This is a genomic window from Burkholderia cenocepacia (genome assembly GCF_900446215.1).
Taxonomy (GTDB): Bacteria; Pseudomonadota; Gammaproteobacteria; order Burkholderiales; family Burkholderiaceae; genus Burkholderia; species Burkholderia cenocepacia.
This window is the reverse complement of the sequence record NZ_UAQZ01000014.1, coordinates 270,401-288,138: the sequence shown is the minus strand read 5'-3', so window position 1 is coordinate 288,138 and position 17,738 is coordinate 270,401. Positions and strand designations below refer to the sequence as shown.

Here is a 17,738-nt window from a genome sequence, read left to right as displayed (position 1 = left end):
CCTTGCCGGGCAAGGCCGATTGGCATGCCGAGCATCTTAAGGCGAATCGGCCGCGCGGGTGGCCCAGGCCGGTCGTCCGGCGCAGCGGGCCGCCGCCGCTTGGGCGGGCGGTCTGTATCGTATAATCGATCGTTTCCGAATCCATGCCGCCGCGCGCCCCGCCTGGGGCGCCGGCGTTTGAAGCCGTCTTTGCCAGACTGTCCCCGCACGCCATGAAAGCTGCCGAAATCCGCGAGAAATTCCTCAAATTCTTCGAATCGAAGGGCCACACGATCGTCCGCTCGTCGAGCCTCGTGCCCGGTAACGACCCCACGCTGATGTTCACGAACTCGGGCATGGTCCAGTTCAAGGACGTCTTCCTCGGCACGGACCCGCGCCCGTACTCGCGCGCCACGACGGCGCAGCGCAGCGTGCGCGCGGGCGGCAAGCACAACGACCTCGAGAACGTCGGCTACACGGCGCGCCACCACACGTTCTTCGAGATGCTCGGCAACTTCTCGTTCGGCGACTACTTCAAGCACGACGCGATCAAGTTCGCGTGGGAGCTGCTGACCGCGGTCTACCAGCTGCCGAAGGAAAAACTGTGGGTCACCGTCTACCAGGAAGACGACGAGGCATACGACATCTGGGCGAAGGAAGTCGGCGTGCCGACCGAGCGGATCATCCGGATCGGCGACAACAAGGGCGCGCGCTACGCATCGGACAACTTCTGGACGATGGGCGACACCGGCCCGTGCGGCCCGTGTACCGAGATCTTCTACGACCACGGCCCGGACGTGTGGGGCGGGCCGCCGGGGTCGCCCGAGGAAGACGGCGACCGCTACATCGAGATCTGGAACCTCGTGTTCATGCAGTTCAACCGCGACGCGCAGGGCAACATGACGCGCCTGCCGAAGCAGTCGGTCGACACCGGCATGGGCCTCGAGCGTCTCGCCGCGGTGCTGCAGCACGTGCACAGCAACTACGAGATCGACCTGTTCCAGAACCTGATCAAGGCCGCCGCGCGCGTGACCGAGATCAGCGACCTCACGAACAACTCGCTGAAGGTGATCGCCGATCACATCCGCGCGTGCTCGTTCCTGATCGTCGACGGCGTGATTCCCGGCAACGAAGGTCGCGGCTACGTGCTGCGCCGGATCGTGCGCCGCGCGATCCGCCACGGCTACAAGCTGGGCCGCAAGGGCGCGTTCTTCCACAAGCTGGTGGCCGACCTCGTCGCCGAGATGGGCACCGCCTACCCGGAGCTGAAGGAAGCCGAACAGCGCGTGACCGACGTGCTGCGCCAGGAAGAGGAGCGCTTCTTCGAGACGATCGAGCACGGCATGTCGATCCTCGAGGCCGCGCTGGCCGACGTCGACGCGAAGGGCGGCAAGGTGCTCGACGGCGAACTCGCGTTCAAGCTGCACGATACCTACGGCTTCCCGCTGGACCTGACGGCCGACGTGTGCCGCGAGCGCGGGATGACGGTCGACGAGCCGGCGTTCGACGACGCGATGGCGCGTCAGCGCGAGCAGGCGCGCGCGGCCGGCAAGTTCAAGGCCACGCAGGGCCTCGAATACTCGGGCGCGAAGACCACCTTCCACGGTTACGAGGAAATCGCGTTCGACGACGCGAAGGTCGTCGCGCTGTACGTCGACGGCTCGGCCGTCAACGAAGTGAAGGCCGGCCAGGATGCGGTCGTCGTGCTCGACCACACGCCGTTCTACGCGGAATCGGGCGGCCAGGTGGGCGACCAGGGCGTGCTCGCGAACGCCGCGACGCGCTTCGCGGTGGCCGACACGCTGAAGGTGCAGGCCGACGTGATCGGCCACCACGGCACGCTGGAGCAGGGCACGCTGAAGGTCGGCGACGTGCTGCGCGCGGAAATCGACGCGCAGCGCCGCGCGCGCACGCAGCGCAACCACTCGGCCACCCACCTGATGCACAAGGCGCTGCGCGAAGTGCTCGGCGCGCACGTGCAGCAGAAGGGTTCGCTCGTCGACGCGGAAAAGACCCGCTTCGACTTCGCGCACAACGCACCGATGACCGACGACGAAATCCGTCGCGTCGAGCAGATCGTCAACAACGAGATCCTGGCGAACGCGCCGGGCATCGTGCGCGTGATGCCGTACGACGAAGCGGTGAAGGGCGGCGCGATGGCGCTGTTCGGCGAGAAGTACGGCGACGAAGTGCGCGTGCTCGACCTCGGCTTCTCGCGCGAACTGTGCGGCGGCACGCACGTGCACCGCACCGGCGACATCGGCCTGTTCAAGATCGTCGTCGAAGGCGGCGTCGCGGCCGGCATCCGCCGGGTCGAGGCGATCACCGGCGACAACGCGGTGCGCTATGTGCAGGAACTCGACGCACGCGTGAACGAAGCGGCCGCGGCGCTGAAGGCGCAGCCGTCGGAACTCACGCAGCGCATCGCGCAGGTGCAGGACCAGGTGAAGTCGCTCGAGAAGGAACTGGGCGCGCTGAAGTCGAAGCTCGCGTCGAGCCAGGGCGACGAGCTCGCGCAGCAGGCCGTCGAGATCGGCGGCGTGTACGTGCTGGCCGCGACGCTCGACGGCGCCGACGCGAAGACGCTGCGCGAAACGGTCGACAAGCTGAAGGACAAGCTGAAGAGCGCGGCGATCGTGCTGGCGGCCGTCGAAGGCGGCAAGGTCAGCCTGATCGCGGGCGTCACGCCGGACGCGAGCAAGAAGGTCAAGGCCGGCGAGCTCGTGAACTTCGTCGCGCAGCAGGTCGGCGGCAAGGGCGGCGGCCGTCCGGACATGGCGCAGGCAGGCGGCACCGAGCCGGCGAACCTGCCGGGCGCGCTGGCCGGCGTGAAGGGCTGGGTCGAAGAACGGCTCTGATCGTTGCACGACCGATGCGATGCCGTCGCCCTGACGGCATCGCGTGAATCGAAAAACGACCCGATCGGCAGGCGCCGGTCGGGTCGTTTCGTTTGTGCGGTCGAGGCGTGTCGATCGATGCGGCGACGCGCGGGCACGGGTCAGGCCGGTACGGTCACCGTCGGCTTCGTCACGTCGCCGGGCTGCCGCGCGGTGTCGGTGAGCGCATCGCGCAGCGCGGCGAGCGCCGCCGACGCATAGCCCCGCCGCCACGCGAGCAGCGTGTCGATCCCTTCGAGTTCGGGAATCCTGTGCGCGGCGATGTTGCCGGTCTCGGGCTGCAGATCGAGCACCGAACGCGGCGCGACCGCGATGCCCGCGCCGGCCGCGACGCACGCCACGATCGCGTGATACGAGCCGAGCTCGAGCACGCGGGCCGGCTTCACGCCGTGCGCCGCGTACCACTGCTCGACGTACTTGCGATACGTGCAGCCGCGCTCGAACGCGATCAGCGTCGGCAGGATCACGTCGCGTGGCGTGCGCACCGGCGGATGGCCGCGCGGCGTGAGCAGCACGAGATCCTCGCGGAAGATCGGCACGGTCTCGAACGTGTCGGGCAGCATGTCCGGCTCGGGCGGGCGCGCGAACAGCGCGGCGTCGACCTCGAAGTCGCGCACGCGGTCGATCAGCCAGCCCGTCGTGCCCGTCAGCAATTCGAGCGACACGTCGGGCCACGCGTGGTGATAGCGCGCGAGGATGGTCGGCAGCCGGCTCGCGGCCGTGCTTTCCATCGTGCCGAGCCGCAGCCGCCCGCGCGGCGTGTCCTCGCGCACCGCGTCGCGCGCCTCGTCGGCGAGCGCGAGCAGGCGCTCCGCATACGGCAGCAGCGTCTGCCCGGCCGGCGTCAGCACGAGCCGGCGGCCGTCGCGCACGAACAGCGCCGCGCCGAGTTCCTCCTCCAGCTGCTTGATGCGCGTCGTGACGTTCGACTGCACGCGATTGAGCTTGGCCGCCGCGCGCGTCACGCCGTTCTCGCGCACGACCGCCCGGAAAATCGCCAGCGCCGCCAGGTCCATGATTCTCTCCGAGGGATGAGTCGATTCTTAATTATTCATTTTTCGAGAATGGTTGGTCAAGCTAGGATGGACCCATTCCGATTTCCGATCCGGCTGGCGCGCGCGAAGCGCCGGCCCATGCCGCCATGTCCCGCTTCGATGCTCCGCCCGCCGCCGCCCGCGTGCCTTCGTCCGACCAGGCCGACCGCCGCGCCCGCGCGGCCGCGCTCGCCTGCATGGTCGGGCTCGCCGTCGTGCTCGGCGTCGGCCGTTTCGCGTTCACGCCGCTGTTGCCGCTGATGCTCGCGGACGGCTCGATCGACCTGAAAGCCGGCGGCTGGCTTGCGTCCGCAAACTATGCGGGCTACTTCGTCGGCGCGGTCAGTTGCGCGGCGCTGCACGTCGCGCCGGCGCGGATGGTGCGCTTCGGGCTCGCGGCGACCGTGCTGCTGACCGCCGCGATGGGCATCGGTCACTGGCTGCCGGCGTGGCTCGTCGTGCGTTTCGTCGCGGGCGTCGTCAGCGCATGGACGTTCGTGTTCATGTCGCAATGGGGGTTGCGGCGTCTGGCCGAGCTGGCTGCGCCCGAATGGAGCGGGGTGATCTACGCGGGGCCGGGCGTCGGCATCGTGGTGACGGGGCTGATCGGCAGTGCGCTGGCCGGCCAGCATGCCGCGCTGGGCTGGCTGGGTTTCGCGGCGTTGTCGGCCGTCCTGTCGGTCGCGATCTGGCGCACGTTCGGTGCGGCGCCGGCCGTGGCGCACGCGCAGCCAACGTCGACCGCTGCCGCGCCACATGCGGCCACCGGCGTGCCGGTCGCCCCGGCGGCGCGGGCCGCCCCGCGAAGCCGTCGCGCGGACGCCGCGTGGCTCGTCGTGCTGTACGGCGCACCGGGCTTCGGCTACATCATCACCGCGACGTTCCTGCCGGTGATCGCGCGCGCCGCGCTGCCGGCCGGTTCGCCGTGGCCCGACCTGTTCTGGCCGATGTTCGGCGCGGCGCTGATCGTCGGCGCGATCACCGCCGCGCGGCTACCTGGCCACTGGGACAACCGGCTGCTGCTGGCGGCCGGCTGCGCGACGCAGGCGCTCGGCATCGCGGCCGGGATCGTGTGGCCGAACGCGGCCGGCTTCTCGATCGGCAGCGCGTTGCTCGGCCTGCCGTTCACCGCGATCACGCTGTTCGCGATGCGCGAGGCGCGGCGCCTGCACGGCGAGCGCGCGGCCGGGCTGATGGGTTACGCGACCGCCTCGTATGGCGTCGGGCAGATCCTCGGGCCGCTCGTCGCGGCGCCGCTGGCCGCGCGCTTCGGGTCGTTTACGCCCGCGCTGTGGGTCGCGGTGGCCGCGCTGCTGATCGGCGCCGCCGGCTTCGCGGCGACCGCCGCGCGCGGGCGCCGATCATCCCGGCGCGGGTAGGGCCGGATCGTCTCCGGCGCGGGCAAACTCGCTAGAATGAAGCCTTTCCCGCGCCGAGCGGGTGCGCGGGCAGCCGGCAGGCGGCCGTCCGGCGCTCGCCAGATTCTCATCGATGACCACCGCCGACTACCGTTTTTGCCCGCGCTGCGCGAGCCCGCTCACCGAGCGGGCCGATCCCGACCATGAGGGCGGCCGCGTTCGCCAGGCATGCCCCGACGAGTCGTGCGGCTACGTGCACTGGAACAACCCGCTGCCGGTCGTCGCCGCGATCGTCGAACTCGACGGCAAGATCCTGCTCGCGCGCAACGCGGCGTGGCCCGAAGGGATGTTCGCGCTGATCACCGGCTTTCTCGAAAACGGCGAGACGCCCGAGGACGGCATCGCCCGCGAGGTGTTCGAGGAAACCGCGCTGAAGGCCGAGCAGGTATCGCTCGTCGGCGTGTACGAATTCATCCGCAAGAACGAACTGATCATCGCGTACCACGTGCGGGCGTCGGGCACGGTGTCGTTGTCGCCGGAACTGCTCGAGTACAAGCTCGTCGATCCGCCGCTGCTGCGCCCGTGGCGCGCCGGCACGGGCGTCGCGCTCGCCGACTGGATGCGCGCGCGCGGCCTCGATTTCGAATTCGTCGACCGGCCGGGGCAGTGACGGGCCGGCCTGCCCGCAGGGTTTCATCCGCCGCGGCGCGCGCGATCGCGACGCGGCGCTTCGTCGCCGGCCGGCGCGCCGCGTCGTGCGGCCGCCACGCGTCGTCTTCGCCGCCGTCATCTCCCTCGTTCCCTTCGCTTCCATCGTCCTGACCGCCATCGCCATGTCCGACAAGCCACAGCCGCGTCCGCGCGACGCCTATCGCCACTTCCTGCCGATCACGACCCGCTGGATGGACAACGACGTTTACGGGCACGTGAACAACGTCGTCTACTACAGCTACTTCGACACCGTCGTGAACGAGTACCTGATCCGCGCGGGCGTGCTCGACGTCGAGCACGGGCAGACGATCGGGCTGGTCGTCGAGACGCAGTGCAACTACTTCGCGCCGCTCGTGTTCCCGCAAGCGGTCGACGCGGGGCTGCGCGTCGTGAAGCTCGGCACGTCGAGCGTGCGCTACGAAGTCGGGCTGTTTGCGCAGGGCGATGCGTCACCCGCCGCGCAGGGGCACTTCGTGCACGTGTACGTCGATCGCGGCACGCGCCGTCCGGTGCCGCTGCCCGACGCGCTGCGCGCCGCGCTCGAACCGCTCGCCGCCTGACGCCACGCGGTGCACGCGTTCGCGCTCCAGGCCTTCAACGGCCTCAGCTACGGCTTGCTGCTGTTCATGCTGTCGGCCGGCCTCACGCTGATCTTCAGCGTGCAGGGCGTGCTCAACTTCGCGCATGCGAGCTTCTACATGCTCGGTGCGTACGTCGGCTACGGCATCGCGGCCTGGGCGGGCTTCTGGTCCGCGCTCGTGCTCGCGCCGCTCGCGGTCGGGCTGCTCGGCGCCGGCTGCGAACGCGCGCTGCTGCGCCGTGTGCAGGCGCGCGGCCATACGAGCGAACTGCTGCTGACCTTCGGTCTCGCGTACCTGATCGGCGAGGGCGCGAAACTCGCGTGGGGCCTCGCGCCGCTGCCGGCGCCCGTGCCGCCGCTGTTCGACGGCGCGCCCGTGACCGTGTTCGGTCTCGCGTTGCCGCGCTACCGGCTGTTCATGATGGCGATGTCCACGACGATGCTGGTCGCGCTCGGCGTGCTGCTGCGTGCGTCGCGTATCGGGCTCGTCGTGCGCGCGGCGCTCACGCATCGCGCGGCCGTCGAGGCGCTCGGCTACGACGTGCCGCGCGTGATGACGGCGCTGTTCGGCGCGGGCACCGCGCTCGCGGCGCTGGCCGGCGTGATCGGTGCGCCGCTCGCGGTAATCGAGCCCGCGCTGGCCGAAACCGTCGGGTCGGTCGTGTTCGCGGTGGTCGTGATCGGCGGGCTCGGCTCGCTCGGCGGTGCGTTCGTCGCGTCGCTCGCGGTCGGTTTCGCGCAGACCTTCGCGGCGGCGAGCGACACGTCGCTGCGCGACCTCGTGCAATGGACGGGCATCGCGCTGCCGGATAGCGTCGCCGCCGTGTCGATCGCGCAACTGGCGCCGCTGGTGCCGTACCTGCTGCTCGTCGCGGTGCTGGTCGCGCGACCGCGCGGGTTGTTCGGCGAGCGTGTCGATGCATAGCCGCGCATTGGCCGGATCCGCGCGCTGGGCGCTGTTCGCCGCGTGCGTCGCGCTGCCCGCGTGGCTGTGGCCGCACGGCGCGGTGCTCGGCTATCTCGCGCAGACGGCCGCGCTCGTCGTGCTCGCGCTGTCGTACAACCTGCAGCTCGGCACGACCGGGCTGCTGTCGTTCGGGCATGCGGCGTTCGCGGGTCTCGGCGCGTTCGCGGCCGCCCACTGGTTCAATCACGTCGGCGGCCCGCTGCCGCTGTTGCCGCTCGTCGGCGGCGTGGCCGGCGCGGGCTTCGGGTTCGTCGCCGGGCTGCTGGCGACGCGCCGCTCCGGCACCGCGTTCGCGATGATCACGCTCGGGCTCGGCGAATGCGTCGCGGCGGCCGCGTGGAGCGTGCCCGCGTGGTTCGGCGGCCTCGGCGGCGTGCCGATCGACCGGGCGAGCGGCGCGTCCTGGGGCAACGGCTATTTCGGCGCGCCGGCGCACGCGTATGCGGTGATCGCCGCGTGGTGCGTCGTGTCGGCGTGCGCGATGCATGCGTTGACGCGCACGCCGCTCGCGCGGCTCGCGAACGCGGTGCGCGACAACCCGGCGCGCGTCGCGGCGCTCGGCACCGATCCGCGCCGCGTGCGGCTCGCGATGGTGACCTGCGCATCGTTCTTCGCCGGCATCGCCGGCACGCTGACGCTGATCGACGTCGAAATCGCGACGCCCGACAGCGTGTCGATGGCGCGCTCGGCGACCGTGCTGATCGCCGCGGTGATCGGCGGCACCGGCGCATTCTTCGGGCCCGCGGTCGGCGTGGCCGTGCTGACCGCGCTGAGTATCGTCGTCGCGGGCGTGTCGCGCGCGTGGGCGCTGTATCTCGGCGTGTTGTTCGTCGCGGTCGTCGTGGCCGCGCCGGGCGGGATCGCCGGCATTGCGCAAACGCTCGCGCATGCGCTGCGCCGCGGCGCGCCGGCGGCCGAGCGGTGGCGCGTGCTGTGCGGCGTCGGCGCGTGCGCGTTCTGGGGCGTCGCGATCGTCTGCGCGGCCGAGCTCGGCTATGCGTGGCGGTTCGCGCAGGACGACGGCACGGGCCTCGCGTTCGGCGCGTGGGGCATCGATGCCGATACGCCGGTCGGCTGGGCCGTCGCATGCTCGGCGGCCGGCATCGGCACACTGCTGTGGGGCTGGCGCGCGCGGCTCGCGCATGACGCGGCAGCGACCCCGCGGGAGGACGCGCGATGAACGGCAACGCGATCGCGCTTCATGGCGTCGTGCAGCGCTTCGGCGCGCAGACGGTGCTCGACGGTGTGGATTTGAGCATCGCGGCCGGCGAGCGTCACGCGCTGATCGGGCCGAACGGCGCAGGCAAGTCGACGTTGTTCGGCGTGATCGCCGGGGCGACGCGGCCGACGCGCGGGCGTGTCGTGCTGCACGGCGTCGAGTTGCGCGGACGCGGGCCCGTCGTCGCGAGCCGCCTCGGCATCGGCCGCAGTTTTCAGCAGACGAGCGTGTTCGCGCGGCTGACCGTATTCGACAATCTGCGCTGCGCGGCGCTGCATGCGCCGGCCGAACGGCGGCGCTGGTGGAACCGGCTGCGCGAATCGGCGTCGATCGATCTCGCGGCCGCGCGCGTGCTGCACGACGTCGGCCTCGACACGCGGCGCGACACACCGGCCGGCGAACTGAGCTATGCGGAGCAGCGCGCGCTCGATCTCGGGATCGCGCTTGCAAGCGGCGCGCGTACGCTGCTGCTCGACGAGCCGACGGCCGGCATGAGCCGCGCGCAGGCGGCGCGGATGATCGCGCTGATCCGCGCGACGACGCAGGGCCGCACCGTGCTGATGATCGAGCACGACATGGACGCGGTGTTCGGGTTCGCCGAACGCATCACGGTGCTCGTGCGCGGCGCGGTGGTCGCGACCGGCGCGCCCGACGCGATCCGCGCCGATTCGCGCGTGCGGGCCGCGTACCTGGGCGAGGGCGCGACATGAGCGCCGTGCTCGACATTCGCGGGCTGCGCGCGTGGTACGGGGTGCAGCCCGTGCTCGACGGCGTCGATCTCGCGCTCGCGCCGGGCGAGACGCTCGCGCTGCTCGGTCGCAACGGATCGGGGCGTTCGACGCTCGCGAAGGCCGTGATGGGGCTCGTACGCACGGCCGGTTCGGTGCGCATCGCCGGCGCCGAATGCACGGGCGCGCGCACGTTCGAAATCGCGCGGCGCGGCGTCGCTTACGTGGCTGAAAGCCGCGACGTGTTCCCGCTGCTGACCGTGCGCGACAACCTGCGGCTCGGTTTGCGCGGCGCGCGCGGCACGGCCGAACGCGCAGCGCTCGACCGCCTGCTCGACCGGTTTCCGCTGCTGGCCGCACGCGCGGACGTGAAGGCGGGGCGGCTGTCGGGCGGCGAGCAGCAGGTGCTCGCGCTGGTGCGCGCGCTCGCCGGCCGCCCGCGCGTGCTGATCGTCGACGAGCCGGCCGAAGGGCTCGCGCCGCTCGCGGTCGACGAAGTCGGCGCGTGCCTTGCCGCGCTGCAGGCCGACGGCGTCGCGATCGTGCTGATCGAGCAGCGGTTGCAGCTCGCGCCGCGGCTCGCGCGGCGCGTGGCGGTGATGGGGCGGGGACGGATCGTCTACGACGGCGCGCTCGACGGGCTGGGCGGCGAAGTCGCCCACGCATGGCTGAGCGCCGGCTGACGACGCCCGATCGATTGTTCGGCAAACTCCGCCAGTCAATTCGCTTCAAGCCGCTTTATCGCTGCGGTGCCGCACAAGTACATTGCCAGTCAGGCCGGTCGCCATCGCGACGCAACGATGCAACGACGCATCACCGCCTCGCTGCGGCAACCGGCACCATCCATCGAACGTCTTCGGACTGGAGAATGAAATCATGAGCAAGCTGGCAGGCAAGGTCGCGATCGTCACGGGCGCATCGAAGGGCATCGGCGCGGCAATCGCGAAGGCACTGGCCGACGAAGGCGCGGCGGTCGTCGTCAACTACGCGAGTAGCAAGGCAGGCGCGGACGCGGTCGTCAGCGCGATCACCGAAGCGGGCGGCCGCGCGGTCGCGGTCGGCGGCGACGTGTCGAAGGCCGCCGACGCGCAACGCATCGTCGATACGGCGATCGAAACGTATGGCCGTCTCGACGTGCTCGTCAACAATTCGGGCGTGTACGAATTCGCGCCGATCGAAGCGATCACCGAGGAACACTATCGCCGGCAGTTCGACACGAACGTGTTCGGCGTGCTGCTGACCACGCAGGCGGCCGTCAAGCATCTCGGCGAAGGCGCGAGCATCATCAACATCAGTTCGGTCGTGACCAGCATCACGCCGCCGGCCAGCGCCGTGTACAGCGGCACGAAGGGTGCGGTCGACGCGATCACCGGCGTGCTCGCGCTCGAACTCGGCCCGCGCAAGATCCGCGTGAACGCGATCAACCCGGGGATGATCGTGACCGAGGGCACGCACAGCGCGGGCATCATCGGCTCCGATCTGGAAGCGCAGGTGCTCGGCCAGACGCCGCTCGGCCGCCTCGGCGAGCCGAACGACATCGCGTCGGTCGCCGTGTTCCTCGCGTCGGACGATGCGCGCTGGATGACTGGCGAGCACCTCGTCGTGAGCGGCGGGTTGAACTGATCGTCCGCGGTACCGCGCGAACGGTGGGTGGGCGCCGTTCGCGCCGCTACGCGCTCATCGCCAGCGCATTCGCGCCGACGTGCCACCGCAAACATTCGACGACGAGCGCGTGATCGGCTTCGGAGCCGAGCCCCGCGATCGTCATCGCGCCGACGATGCCGGCGCCGGCGATCCGCAACGGCACGCCGCCGCCGTCGAGCGCGTAGTCGTCGTCCGACAGGCCCTGCGACCGCAGCGACCAGCCGGCCCGCCGAAAGCGCGCGCCGACCGCGAGCGAACTCTGGCCGAACCGCAGCACCGTGTTCTGCCGGCGGCGGATCGCGTCGCTGTCGTGCGCGTCGCTGCCGTCGAGCGCGCAGTAGAACAGCGGCGCCTGCTCGCCGACGATGCTGACCGCGATCGGCAGCCCGCGTCGCGACGCGAGGTTGACCGCGATTTCTCCCATGCGGCGCGCGACGGCCGCGTTGAAGTGCGGCAGCGCCGGATTCGACGCATCGTCGTCGAAGGCGTGGGGTTCGAGGCGAAAGGGGGGCGTCACCATGGCGGCTCCGTAGCGTTGCCGGCGCTGTCCGCGCGCGCCGGGCGTCGCATCGTCACGGGCCGCGCGCGGGCCCGTGTTTCGTTCAGTGCTTCGGTGTTTCGGCACTTCAGCGCTTCAACGCTTCAGCGTTTCGGCGCCGCATCGAGCATCCACTCGTGCGCGGGATCGTTCTTGAACGCCCATGCGCGGCTGGGGCCCGCCATCACGTTCAGGTAGTACAGGTTGTAGCCGTGAGGCGCGACGACCGGGTGGTAACCGCGCGGCACCATCACGACGTCGTGGTTCTCGACCGCGCATGCCTCGTCGAGACTGCGGTCGTCGGTGTACACGCGCTGGAACGCGAAACCCTGCGGCGGATCGATCCGGTGATAGTAGGTTTCCTCGAGCGAGGTTTCGTCGGGCGCCGCGTCGCGGTCGTGCTTGTGCGGCGGATAGCTGCTCGAATGGCTGGCCGGCGTGACGACTTCGACGACCAGCAGCCGGTCGGCGGCCGGATTGTCGCCCATCAGGATGTCGCACACATAGCGCGTGTTGGTGCCCTGGCCGCGTACCGAGCGGCGCATCCGCTCGCCGTCGAGGCGCCGTACCGGCTTGTCGCCGCTCGCGTACGGCGCGGTGCACAGCGCGACTTCCGCATCGCGCGTCGCGACCAGCGTGACGGTCTTGCCGCCCGGCACGTACAGCGCGTCCGGCGACACGTCCTCGAACACGCTGTCGCGCTTGCCGAGCGCATCGTAGGTTGCGCCGTCGACGTCCGCGCGCACCGTGCCCGTGAGCACCACGACGCACAGTTCGCGCGCGCCGGTGTCGAGCGTTTCGGTGTCGCCGGCCTTCAGGCGCAGCGCGCGAAAGCCGACGTGCTGCCAGCCGGCCGATTCGGGCGTGACGTTGCAGATTTCGCGGTCGGCGGATGCCTTGACCAGCAGGGGAGAAATCGTCATGAAAGGGGTCTCCGCAATAGGGTAGGGCTCGAGCGCTCACGCGCCCTCGTGCGGGCTCACGCGCTCAACCGGTCGACGATCGCGCGCAGCGACTCGTAGCCCTTCTTCGCATACGCGTAGCTCGGCGCGACGGCCGGGTCCTGTTCGGCCTCGACGACGAGCCAGCCTTCGTAGCCGGCGTCCTTCAGCGTGCGCAGCGTCGCATCGTAGTCGAGCGCGCCGTCGCCCGGCACCGTGAAGGTGCCGTTGATCACGCCGTTCAGGAAGCTCCAGCCGTCGTTGCGCGCCTGGTTGACCACCTGCGGCCGCACGTCCTTGCAATGCACGTGCGCCACGCGCGATACGTGCTTCTTCAGCAGTGCGACCGGGTCGGCCGCGCCGCCGAAATACGCGTGGCCGGTGTCGAACAGCAGGAACACCTTCGCCGGATCGGTCAGCGCCATCAACCGGTCGACGTCGTCCGGCGATTCGACGTACGCGCCCATGTGGTGATGGTAGGCAAGCCGGATCCCGTACGTGTCGAGCAGGTGCGCGCCGAACGCATCGAGGCGCGCGGCATAGCGCCGCCACGCTGCGTCGTCGACGAAACGCGGCCGCTTCGCGACCGGCGTGTCGATGCTGCCCTGGATCGTGCCCGCGCACTCGCCGTACACGACCACCGTCACGTCGTTGTACTGCAGCTTCGTCATGTGCGCGCGGCAGCGCTCGATTTCGGCGGCGACCGCATCGGCGTCGGTCATGCCCGGCGCGAGCTCCGCGAGGAAGCCCGAATACCAGCCCGACACGCATACGAGCCCGAATTCGGCGAGTTTCGCCTTCAGTTCGGGGCCGGTCTTCGGAAACTTGTTGCCGAGCTCGAAGCCCGCATAGCCGATTTCGGCGCCTTCCTTCAGCGCCGTTTCGAGCGGCGTCTCGCCGCCGAGCGACGGCAGGTCGTCGTTCATCCACGACAGGGGGTTGATACCGATGCGGACGTTCCAGCTCATGACGTGCTTCCTTGATTCGAATGTTGTTGTCTCGGCGCGGCCGATGGAAAGGGGGCGGCTCAGCGTCGCTGGCGGGTTTTCGCGTCGAGATACGCGCGGTGTGCGTCCACGACGCCCGCGCGTTCGGACACCTGCGGCACCGCGACTTCCCACCATGCGCCGCCGTCGTCGGTCGTGCGACGGTGCGTGGTGTCGATCACGAGCACCTGGCTCTTCTTCGCCGCGCGGGCGCGTTTCATTTCGTCGCGCAATTCGCCGATGTCGCGCACGTGCACGGCTTCGGCGCCCATCGCGCGCGCGTGCATCGCGAAGTCGATCGTCGAGCGTTCGCCGCCTTCGGGCACGCAGTCGTCGAGCATGTTGTTGAAGCTCGCGCCGCCGCAATTCAGTTGCAGCCGCTCGATGCAGCCGTAGCCGCGGTTGTCGAGGATCACGACGATCAGCTTGCGGCCGAGCATCACGGAGGTCGCGAGTTCGGCGTTGAGCATCATGTACGAGCCGTCGCCGACGATCACGATCACTTCGCGCTCGGGCCGCGCGAGCTTCGCGCCGAGGCCGCCCGCGACTTCGTAGCCCATGCACGAATACGCGTAATCCATGTGGTAGTTGCCCGGCACGCCGCTGCGCCACAGCTTGTGCAACTCCGCCGGCAGCGTGCCGGCCGCGCACACGACGAGATCGTCGCGCGCGCTGTCGAGGCCCGCGTCGGCCGCGGAGTCGCGCACCGCGCCGATCACTTCCGCGTCGTACGGCAGCGTGTCCGTCGGAATCCGCGTGGTCAGCTCCGTCACGCGCGCGTTCCACGCGGCGGCCTGGTCGCGGCTCGCGGCGGTCCACGCCGGGTCGGCGCGCCAGCCGGCCAGCGCGGCCGACAATTGGCCGAGGCCCGTGCGCGCATCGGCCACCAGTTGCCGGCCGCGTTTCTTGCCCGCGTCGAACGGCTGCACGTTCAGGCTCAGCAGCGTCGCGTCGCCGTAGAGCGCGTGCGAACCGGTCGTGAAATCCTGCAGCCGCGTGCCGACCGCGAACACGACGTCGGCCTGCGCGGCCGCGCGGTTCGCGGCGGGCGAGCCCGTCACGCCGATCGAGCCGAGGTTCAGCGGGTGATCCCACGCGAGGCTGCCCTTGCCGGCCTGCGATTCGGCGACCGGTACGCCATGCGTGTCGGCGAACGCGCGCAGCGCGTCCCACGCCTGGCTGTACAGCACGCCGCCGCCGGCGACGATCAGCGGCTTCTTCGCGGCCTTCAGCACGTCGAGCGCATCGGCGAGCTCGAGCGCGTCGGCCGGCGGGCGGCGCATCCGGATCAGCGGCGGCGCGAAGAACGCCTCGGGCCAGTCGTACGCGAAGGTCTGCACGTCCTGCGGCAGCGCGAGACAGACGGGGCCGCACTGCGCGGGATCGGTCATCACCTGGATCGCGCGCGGCAGCGCGACGAGCAGTTGCTCGGGCGACGTGATGCGGTCGAAGTAGCGCGTCACGGGCCGGAAGCAGTCGTTCGCGCTGACGTCGCCCTGTTCGAAATCCTCGACCTGCTGCAACACGGGGTCGGGCAGCCGCGACACGAACACGTCGCCGGGCAGCAGCAGCAGCGGCAGGCGGCCGACGTGCGCGAGCGCGGCCGAGGTCAGCATGTTGGTCGCGCCGGGGCCGATGCTCGACGTCGCGGCCATCATCCGCTGGCGGAAATTCGCCTTCGCGAACGCGACGGCCGCGTTGGCCATTCCTTGTTCGTTGTGTGCGCGAAACGTCGGCAGCCGATCCTTCTCCGCGTGCAGCGCTTCGCCGAGCCCGGCCACGTTGCCGTGGCCGAAGATCGCGAATACGCCGCCGCAGTACGGCAGGATCTCGGTGCGGCCGTCGGGCTGGACGACTTCGGCGCGCAGGGCGGCCAGGTAGCGCACGAGCGCCTGGCTGACGGTCAGTCTTACGGTGGTGGTCATCGTCGGTCGATAGAGAGAAGTCGGGTGGTCGTCACGAACGGAGGCATCAGGCCGCGGCGGCGCGGGCGGCGGCCCGGCGGCCGAGCCACGCGTCGACCAGTTGTGCGAAATTGCCGGCCACTTCGTCGATCAGCGCCTGATCGTCGATCCGGCCCGCGAACCAGTTCAGCGACGCATCGGCCCACAGCGTGCGGCCGACCATGAAGCCCTTGACGATCGGGTTGGTCGCCGAGCGGAAGCTGTCGACGAGGTATTGCAGCGGCTGGTTCAGCCCGAGGATCACCGCGCCGCGGCAATACGGGTCGCGCTCGGCGATCAGCGCGGCGAGCCGCGTCCAGCCGTCGGCGGTGAGCGGCGTGAGCTTCCACCATTCGGGTTTCACGCCGAGGTTGTAGAAGCGCGCGACGGTGCGCAGCACCGCGTCGTCCTCGGTGCCAGCCGGCGTGACCGCGCGCGGCGGAATCATTTCCAGCAGCAGCTCGTTGCCGCTCGCACGCGTGGCTTCCCACAGTTCCAGCACGCGCTGCTCCTGCTCGACGCGCAGGTCGACGGGGTCGTCGGGGTGATAGTGAACCAGGCACTTCACGACCTGTTCGGTCGGCCAGTGCGTGAGCGACGAGCCGACCGAGCGCGTGTCGTCGAACCGCAGCGGGCGCGAGCCCGGCAGCTCGACCGGACGGCCGACCCACCAGCCGCGCCCGGTGGCCGACGCGAGCGCGTCGCTGCCGTACGCGCCGCCGTCGATCAGCACGCCGACGTGGCCGGCGATGCCGCGATCGCGCTCGACCTGTTCGACCGCGCGCACGAGCAGGCGCTTCAGCGTCTTGATCCGCGCTTCGTCCGCGCCGGCCTGCACCGCGAGCTCGTAGAACTGGCTGCGATGGTCGAACGCCATCACGCACAGGTCGTCCCAGTCGCGGCGCGGCACCGTCACGCGATGCAGGTGCGCGAGCGTGCGGTCGGCATCGACCTGCGGATTGCGGCTGCCGTCGAACCAGTGCGCGAGTTCGGCCGGCGTCGGCATCGCGGCCGAGCATGCGTGGCGCGACACGACGATCGCGCCGCACGCGTTCGCGATGCGCGTCGATTCGGCCCAGTCGCGCCCGCGCAGCAGCCCCGACAGCAGGCCCGACAGGAATGCGTCGCCCGCGCCGAGTACGTTGAGCACCTCGACGCGCTCGCCGAGAAAGGTCGGCGCAGCGTCGATGCTGGCCGGAATGTCGCCTTCGATCACGCAACAGCCGAGCGCACCGCGCTTGACGACCAGCGTCGCGTTCGTGATCGCGCGCACCGCCTGCAACGACCCGATCAGGTCGTGCGGCACGCCGCCCGCGATCAGGAATTCCTCCTCGGTGCCGACCAGCAGGTCGAATTCGCCGAGCACCTGCTGCAACTGCCGCGTCACCTGCGCGTCGGGCACGTAGCGGTTTTCGCCGGCGCCGCGCGCGGTCAGCCCCCACAGCACCGGCCGGTAGTCGATGTCGAGGATGCGCACCGCGCCGTGGCGGCGCGCATAGCCGAGCGCAGTCAGCGACGCCTCGCGCGTACCCGGCGTCGACAGATGCGTGCCGGTGATCGCGAGCGCGCGGCAACCGGCGATGAAGTCCTCGCGGATCTCGTCGGCGCGCACGGCCATGTCCGCGCAGTTCTCGCGCACGAACAGCAGCGGAAACGTATCGCGATCCTTTAGCCCGAGCAGCACCAGCGCGGTGAGGCGCTCGCGGTCGGTCTGCAACTGGCTCGTGTCGCAGCCTTCGCGCTCGAGCGTCTCGCGCAGGAAGCGGCCCATCTGCTCGTCGCCGACGCGCGAAATCATCGCGGTCTTCAGCCCGAGCCGCGCGACGCCGAACGCGACGTTGCCCGACGAGCCGCCGAGATACATCTGGAAGCTGCGCGCGTCCTCGAGGCGGCTGCCGTACTGCTGCGCATAGAGATCCACGGCCACGCGGCCGAGGCAGGCGAGATCGATGGGGCGGTCACTCGGAAAGTTCAGCAGGCTCATATCACGTGTCACGCTCGCGGCCGGCGTTCGGCGCTGCCGGCAGATTAGGGGACCGATCCCGCGACGGCTGTCCGCAGCAGGTGCTGCACGACGCGAGGCTGCCTGTCGCTGGGATTCGGGCTACGGAACGGAGTCTAGACTTTTTGGAAATCCAGTTCCCTAGGTGAAATCACGTAGAAATAAATTTCCAAATTTTCGAGGAAGTGATCTACAGTTTCATCCGGGTGCT

15 protein-coding genes are annotated in these 17,738 nt (G+C 70.4%); 9 read left to right on the top strand and 6 right to left on the bottom strand.

Annotated features, from left to right (window positions below):
* The first annotated feature begins 212 nt into the window (after positions 1 to 212).
* Positions 213 to 2,837, top strand: coding sequence for an alanine--tRNA ligase (alaS, locus tag DTA15_RS28025; RefSeq protein ID WP_006489675.1), 2,625 nt, complete (start codon positions 213 to 215; stop codon positions 2,835 to 2,837).
* Positions 2,838 to 2,977: 140 nt separating this feature from the next.
* On the opposite strand, the gene DTA15_RS28020 is transcribed toward alaS, so the two are convergent.
* Positions 2,978 to 3,892, bottom strand: coding sequence for a LysR family transcriptional regulator (locus DTA15_RS28020; RefSeq protein ID WP_006489674.1), 915 nt, complete (start codon positions 3,890 to 3,892; stop codon positions 2,978 to 2,980).
* Between the two features lie 125 nt (positions 3,893 to 4,017).
* On the opposite strand from DTA15_RS28020, the gene DTA15_RS28015 reads away from it, so the two are divergent.
* The 8 genes from DTA15_RS28015 to DTA15_RS27980 all read left to right on the top strand — a co-directional run bounded on the left by DTA15_RS28015 (position 4,018) and on the right by DTA15_RS27980 (position 11,096).
* Positions 4,018 to 5,289: a YbfB/YjiJ family MFS transporter gene (locus DTA15_RS28015; RefSeq protein ID WP_012492534.1), complete on the top strand. Its 1,272-nt coding sequence runs from the start codon at positions 4,018 to 4,020 to the stop codon at positions 5,287 to 5,289.
* Between the two features lie 112 nt (positions 5,290 to 5,401).
* On the top strand, positions 5,402 to 5,938 hold the full coding sequence (locus DTA15_RS28010; protein WP_006494058.1) for an NUDIX domain-containing protein: 537 nt from the start codon (positions 5,402 to 5,404) through the stop codon (positions 5,936 to 5,938).
* 163 nt (positions 5,939 to 6,101) lie between these two features.
* Entirely contained in the window at positions 6,102 to 6,539 is a 438-nt protein-coding gene (locus DTA15_RS28005; protein ID WP_006485994.1) for an acyl-CoA thioesterase, read from the top strand.
* A gap of 9 nt (positions 6,540 to 6,548) precedes the next feature.
* Positions 6,549 to 7,484: a branched-chain amino acid ABC transporter permease gene (locus DTA15_RS28000; RefSeq protein WP_006485992.1), complete on the top strand. Its 936-nt coding sequence runs from the start codon at positions 6,549 to 6,551 to the stop codon at positions 7,482 to 7,484.
* Positions 7,477 to 8,706 carry a branched-chain amino acid ABC transporter permease gene (locus DTA15_RS27995; protein WP_012492536.1) on the top strand — a complete coding sequence of 410 codons (1,230 nt, stop codon included), beginning with the start codon at positions 7,477 to 7,479 and terminating at the stop codon, positions 8,704 to 8,706. Before DTA15_RS28000 ends, DTA15_RS27995 begins: the two co-directional genes overlap by 8 nt.
* Positions 8,703 to 9,455 (top strand): ABC transporter ATP-binding protein, encoded by a 753-nt coding sequence (locus DTA15_RS27990; protein WP_006485993.1) that lies wholly within the window; start codon positions 8,703 to 8,705, stop codon positions 9,453 to 9,455. Before DTA15_RS27995 ends, DTA15_RS27990 begins: the two co-directional genes overlap by 4 nt.
* The gene (locus DTA15_RS27985) at positions 9,452 to 10,156 is read left to right on the top strand and encodes an ABC transporter ATP-binding protein (protein WP_012492537.1); all 705 of its coding nucleotides are present in this window, start codon (positions 9,452 to 9,454) and stop codon (positions 10,154 to 10,156) included. Before DTA15_RS27990 ends, DTA15_RS27985 begins: the two co-directional genes overlap by 4 nt.
* Before the next feature lie 193 nt (positions 10,157 to 10,349).
* Complete coding sequence (locus tag DTA15_RS27980) at positions 10,350 to 11,096, top strand: SDR family NAD(P)-dependent oxidoreductase (RefSeq protein WP_006481604.1); 747 nt, start codon at positions 10,350 to 10,352, stop codon at positions 11,094 to 11,096.
* 46 nt (positions 11,097 to 11,142) lie between these two features.
* On the opposite strand, the gene DTA15_RS27975 is transcribed toward DTA15_RS27980, so the two are convergent.
* The 5 genes from DTA15_RS27975 to DTA15_RS27955 all read right to left on the bottom strand — a co-directional run bounded on the left by DTA15_RS27975 (position 11,143) and on the right by DTA15_RS27955 (position 17,509).
* Positions 11,143 to 11,637: a heme-degrading domain-containing protein gene (locus tag DTA15_RS27975; protein ID WP_006481607.1), complete on the bottom strand. Its 495-nt coding sequence runs from the start codon at positions 11,635 to 11,637 to the stop codon at positions 11,143 to 11,145.
* 122 nt (positions 11,638 to 11,759) lie between these two features.
* Positions 11,760 to 12,578, bottom strand: a complete 819-nt coding sequence (gene iolB, locus DTA15_RS27970) for a 5-deoxy-glucuronate isomerase (protein WP_006481608.1) — start codon at positions 12,576 to 12,578, stop codon at positions 11,760 to 11,762.
* A 56-nt stretch (positions 12,579 to 12,634) separates the two neighbouring features.
* Positions 12,635 to 13,564 carry a myo-inosose-2 dehydratase gene (gene iolE, locus DTA15_RS27965; protein ID WP_006481603.1) on the bottom strand — a complete coding sequence of 310 codons (930 nt, stop codon included), beginning with the start codon at positions 13,562 to 13,564 and terminating at the stop codon, positions 12,635 to 12,637.
* Positions 13,565 to 13,623: 59 nt separating this feature from the next.
* A complete protein-coding gene (iolD, locus tag DTA15_RS27960; RefSeq protein WP_006494057.1) occupies positions 13,624 to 15,507 on the bottom strand; it encodes a 3D-(3,5/4)-trihydroxycyclohexane-1,2-dione acylhydrolase (decyclizing) in 1,884 nt (627 codons plus the stop codon).
* Between the two features lie 46 nt (positions 15,508 to 15,553).
* Complete coding sequence (locus tag DTA15_RS27955) at positions 15,554 to 17,509, bottom strand: bifunctional 5-dehydro-2-deoxygluconokinase/5-dehydro-2-deoxyphosphogluconate aldolase (RefSeq protein ID WP_006489372.1); 1,956 nt, start codon at positions 17,507 to 17,509, stop codon at positions 15,554 to 15,556.
* Positions 17,510 to 17,738 lie beyond the last annotated feature (229 nt).